General features: G+C 65.4%; 3 protein-coding genes. All 3 read left to right on the plus strand.

All coding sequences use genetic code 11. The features are described from left to right. Positions 1-308 precede the first annotated feature (308 nt). Entirely contained in the window at positions 309-1,712 is a 1,404-nt protein-coding gene (gene hemN / locus ACT6Y9_RS08485; protein WP_295480738.1) for an oxygen-independent coproporphyrinogen III oxidase, read from the plus strand. A gap of 332 nt (positions 1,713-2,044) precedes the next feature. Beyond that, a complete protein-coding gene (alaS, locus tag ACT6Y9_RS08490; protein ID WP_443744216.1) occupies positions 2,045-4,672 on the plus strand; it encodes an alanine--tRNA ligase in 2,628 nt (875 codons plus the stop codon). Beyond that, on the plus strand, positions 4,672-4,956 hold the full coding sequence (locus ACT6Y9_RS08495; RefSeq protein WP_295480742.1) for a sulfurtransferase TusA family protein: 285 nt from the start codon (positions 4,672-4,674) through the stop codon (positions 4,954-4,956). The genes alaS and ACT6Y9_RS08495 overlap by 1 nt, the downstream gene beginning before the upstream one ends. Positions 4,957-5,173: the final 217 nt, after the last annotated feature.

Below are 5,173 nucleotides of genomic sequence, written 5' to 3' on the forward strand. Positions count from 1 at the left end.
TCGGGCGGACCGGCGGGCGACGCAGGCGCCGGCCTGCTGCGGACCCGGCGAGCTGCGCTCCGCCTCCGGGAGACCCCGCGGCGGCCCGCCGGCCGAGGTCTCAAATCCGCTAATTTTGGAATAATCTCGCGGGCCTAATATCCTTGCGGATGATCCGGCGCCAGCGTCGAACAAGACCTCCCGTTCGACCGAAGATCCCGGAAGTCCAGGAGCTCCTCCGCGTTGATTCATGTCAACAAAGATGGTCTTGCCTCCCGAATATTATCAGGAAGCTTAACCTAAGTCATAACAAGAGGCACACCCCAACCATGACGACCCCGGAAAACAGCGGCGTTGAGCTGCCCGACCTCGATCTTCTGAGGAAGTTCGACGTCCCCGCCCCGCGCTACACCTCGTACCCCACCGCCGACCGCTTCAACGCCTCGTTCGGTCCCGCCGAGTACGAAAAGGCCCTGGCCGGACGCGGCGCCGCAGCGCACCCCGCCCCGCTCTCGCTCTACGTCCACGTGCCCTTCTGCAACGACGTGTGCTTCTACTGCGGCTGCAACAAGATCGTCACCCGCGACCATTCGCGCTCGGCGGCCTACATCGACCTGATCGGACGTGAATGCGACCTCGTGAAGAGCCGCATCACGGGCTCGCAGGAGTTGGAGCAGCTCCACTTCGGCGGCGGCACGCCGACCTTCCTCACGAACGACGAACTCGAACTCATGATGGAGACCCTCACGAAGCGCTTTCCGCTCGCGAAGACGGGGGGTGAGTTCTCGATCGAGGTCGATCCGCGCACCTGCGGCCCCGACAAGGTGAGGAAGCTCCGCGAGCTCGGCCTCAACCGCATGTCCTTGGGCGTGCAGGACTTCAATCCCGACGTGCAGAAGGCCGTCAACCGCATCCAGCCCTTCGAGATGGTGAAGGAGACCCTCGAGGCGGCGCGCGCCGAAGGCTTCCACTCGATCAACATGGACCTCATCTACGGGCTTCCGAAGCAGACGCGGGAGACCTTTGCGAAGACGATCGATCAGGTGATCGAGCTCTCGCCCGACCGCATCGCGCTCTACCACTACGCGCACCTTCCGAACCACTTCAAACCGCAGCGCCGCATCCTGCCCGCGGACCTTCCCGACACGATCGAGAAGGCGAACATCATGTTCGACGCCATCACGCGCCTCACGCAGAACGGCTACCGCTACATCGGCATGGACCACTTCGCCAAGCACGAAGACGAACTTTCGAAGGCCCAGGTCGAGGGGACGCTGCAGCGCAACTTCCAGGGCTACTCCACCAAGGCCGAATGCGACATGGTCGCGCTCGGCGTCTCCGCGATCTCCAAGATCGGCGGCGCCTACGCCTGCAACCCCCGCGAGCTCGACGACTGGGCCGCGGCGATCGAAGCCGGGCGCCTTGCGACCAACCGCGGGTATGAGCTGAACGCCGACGACGAGCTGCGCCGCTACGTGATCATGCAGATCATGTGCAACTTCGAGCTCCGTAAGAAGGACGTCGAGGAGCGCTTCGGCATCCATTTCGACGAGGTCTTCGCCTACGAACTCTCGAAGATGAAGCCCTACGTGCACCACGAGTTGGTCGAGCTCCACCCCGACCGCCTCGTCGTGCTCCCAAAGGGCAAGATCTTCGTGCGCGCCGTGGCGATGCAGTTCGACCGCTATCTGCGCGAATCGAACCGCGCGGGCGGGTACTCGCGCATCGCCTGACCGCAGGGGCGGCGCACCGCCCTGAATAAGGTGGAGGGCGCTCTCGGGAAGGGATCCGGAAGGATTCCCTCCCAAGAGCGCCCTTTTTCATGCACGCTGCCGCTTCCGGCTCCGGAGCGCGCCCGCCCGCCCCCAAAGGACTAAAATCGAACGTTTCGAGCATCCATGCCGCAGGCGGCATGCGACGCTCCCCGGTTTCGGGGCCTCCCGCAGGCGCCGGAAGCGGCAGCGGGCGCCTCCTCTCGCAGGGAGGCCCACGTCCGGCCGCCGACCCTGCGGAGGGGCCCAAAGCACCCCGAGCAGAATCCACTCACTGCAATCCACCCAGACCCATGAAAGTCTCAGACATCCGACGCACCTTTCTGAAGTTCTACGAAAGCAAAGGTCACACCATCGTCGCTTCGAGCCCCGTCGTTCCCGGCAACGACCCGACGCTCCTCTTCACCAACGCCGGCATGAACCAGTTCAAGGACGTCTACCTCGGGTTCGACAAGCGTCCGTACCACCGCGCCACGACCTCGCAGAAGTGCATCCGCGCCGGCGGCAAGCACAACGACCTCGACAACGTGGGCTACACCGCGCGCCACCACACCTTCTTCGAGATGCTCGGCAACTTCTCGTTCGGCGACTACTTCAAGAAGGACGCGATCCACTTCGCCTGGGAGCTCCTCACCGAGCACTTCCACCTGCCGCCCGAAAAGCTGTGGGTGACGGTGTACGCCGAGGACGACGAGGCCTACGACATCTGGCACAAGGAAGTGGGCATCCCCGCCAAGCGCATCGTCCGCATCGGCGACAACAAGGGCGCCCGCTACATGTCCGACAACTTCTGGATGATGGGCGACACGGGCCCGTGCGGTCCGTGCTCGGAGATCTTCTACGACCACGGTCCCTCCGTGCAGGGCGGCCCTCCGGGGAGCCCCGACGAAGACGGCGACCGCTACATGGAGATCTGGAACCTCGTCTTCATGCAGTTCTACCGCGATGAGAAGGGCGAGATGCACAAGCTCCCGCGTCCCTCGATCGACACCGGCATGGGCCTCGAGCGCATCGCCACGGTGCTCCAGGGCGTGCACAGCAACTACGACATCGACCTCTTCAAGAACCTGCTCGCGGCCTCCAAGAAGGCCGTGGACTCGGTCTCCGAAACCCCGGCCGACATCCATTCGCCCTCGCTCAAGGTGATCGCCGACCACATCCGCGCGTGCGCGTTCTGCGTCGCCGACGGCGTGATCCCCGGCAATGAAGGCCGTGCGTACGTGCTGCGCCGCATCTGCCGCCGCGCGATCCGCCACGGCTACAAGCTCGGCGCCCGCGGCCCCTTCTTCTACAAGCTCGTGGACGCCGTGCGCGCCGAGATGCAGGAAGCGTATCCGGAGCTGCGCAACCCCTCGATCGAGAAGGTGATCGAGGAGGAGGAGCGCCGCTTCCTCCTCACGCTCAGCAAGGGCATGGAGATCCTCGAGGCGGCGATCGCCGAGAACAAGTCGGGCGTGCTCGACGGTGAAGTGGTCTTCAAGCTCCACGACACCTACGGGTTCCCGGCCGACCTCACGGGCGACGTCTGCCGCGAGCGCGGCATCGCCGTCAACATGGACGAATTCGACCGCGCGATGGAGCGCCAGCGTGAAGCCGCGCGCGCCTCGGCAAAGTTCAAGATGTCGCTCGGCCTCGACTACCGCGGAGCCGACACGGTCTTCACGGGCTACGACACCCTCACCGAAAAGGGCGCCGAAGTGATCGCCCTCTACGCCAACGGCGAGGCCGTGAACAAGGTCGAAGCCGGCAGTGAATGCGTCGTGGTCTTCAACCGCACGCCCTTCTACGCTGAATCGGGCGGCCAGGTGGGCGACCGCGGCGAGTGCCGCAACGACACCTCGATCCTCAAGGTGCTCGACACCTTCCGCGTGAAGGCGGCCGTCACAGGCATGCAGTGCCACGTGGCCGAAGGGTCGGTTTCGGTCGGCGACAAGTTCGACCTCGCGGTCGACGAAGAGCGCCGCCTCGCCACCCAACGCAACCACTCGGTCACCCACCTCATGCACATGGCGTTGCGCCAGGTGTTGGGCGAGCACGTCGCGCAGAAGGGCTCGCTCGTGACGCCCGAAGCAACGCGCTTTGACTTCTCGTTCCAAAAGCCCGTGACCGCGGAGCAGATCGCCGAGGTCGAACGCATCGTCAACGCCGAGATCCTCAAGAACACGCCGGTCCAGACCCGCGTCCTCCCGATCGAGGAGGCGAAGAAGACGGGCGCCATGATGCTCTTCGGCGAGCGCTACGGCGAGACCGTGCGCGTGCTCAACATCGGCCGCTCCTGCGAATTCTGCGGCGGCACGCATGTGAAGGCGACGGGCGACATCGGCTTCTTCAAGATCACGTCCGAATCGGGCATCGCCGCCGGCGTGCGCCGCATCGAGGCCGTGACCGGCATGAACGCGCTCGCCTGGGTACAGCACGAAGAGGAGCTCGTCACCAAGACCGCCCGTGAACTCAAGGCTCCGGCGGACGATGTTCCGCAGAAGACCGCGGACCTCCTCAACGCCGTCCGCACCCTCGAGAAGGGCATCGAGCAGTTGAAGAGCCAGATGGCCGCCAAGGCGGGCGACGCGCTCATCGAAAAGGCCGAAGACGTCTCCGGCGTCAAGGTCCTCCTCGCGCGCCTCGACGGCGCCGATGCGAAGGCCCTGCGCGAGACGATGGACAAGGTGAAGGACAAGCTCGGCAGCGCCGTTGCGGTTCTCGCCTCCGCCCAGCCCGACGGCCGCGTGCAGTTGGCCGCCGGCGTCACCAAGGACCTCACCGGCCGCGTGAAGGCGGGCGAACTCGCCAACTTCGTCGCCGGTCTCCTCGGCGGCAAGGGCGGCGGCAAGCCCGACCTCGCCATGGCGGGCGGCGCCGACGCGACGAAGCTCGGTGAAGCGCTCACCGCCGCGCGCGCCTGGATCGCGGAGCGTCTCTGATGAGCGCACCCGAGAGCGGTCTCGAGAACGGGCTTCTCGAGGAAGCGGCCGAAGAGCTCCGGCTCCCCGGCCTCTCCTGCCCGATGCCCGTCCTGAAGGCCAAGAAGGCCCTCGCCAAGATGGCTCCCGGCGCGCGCCTGCGCGTCTGGAGCACCGACGCGCACAGCCTCCCGGACCTCGCCGACTTCTGCCGCCAGACGGGGCACGTGCTCGTCGCGCAGGGTGAAGCGGAGTCCGACGGCCGCGGTTGGTACGTGACCGTCATCGGCCGGCGCGCCGACTGACGTCGGAGCGTCGGGAGGGGGCCTCTCCGGCCCCTCCCCCAACGCCTTCAAACGCCCGTCCCTCACGAGGGGGCGGGCGTTTTTCATTTTTTCTTCATCTTTTTTCATCAGCTCTTGCTTTTTTCTGAAAGTGGGGGTATAGTTCTGCTTCTGCAAATTTGATGCGCCAGTAGCTCAGTTGGATAGAGTATCTGGCTACGAACCAGAGGGTCGTGGG

It is taken from the genome of Sutterella sp. (assembly GCF_052272535.1).
Lineage (GTDB): Bacteria > Pseudomonadota > Gammaproteobacteria > Burkholderiales > Burkholderiaceae_F > Sutterella.

Bases quoted from the DNA above. Each gene is read 5' to 3' on its own strand.
- ACT6Y9_RS08495 (WP_295480742.1), top strand. From the start codon at position 4,672: ATGAGCGCACCCGAGAGCGGTCTCGAGAACGGGCTTCTCGAGGAAGCG.
- hemN (WP_295480738.1), top strand. From the start codon at position 309: ATGACGACCCCGGAAAACAGCGGCGTTGAGCTGCCCGACCTCGATCTT.
- alaS (WP_443744216.1), top strand. From the start codon at position 2,045: ATGAAAGTCTCAGACATCCGACGCACCTTTCTGAAGTTCTACGAAAGC.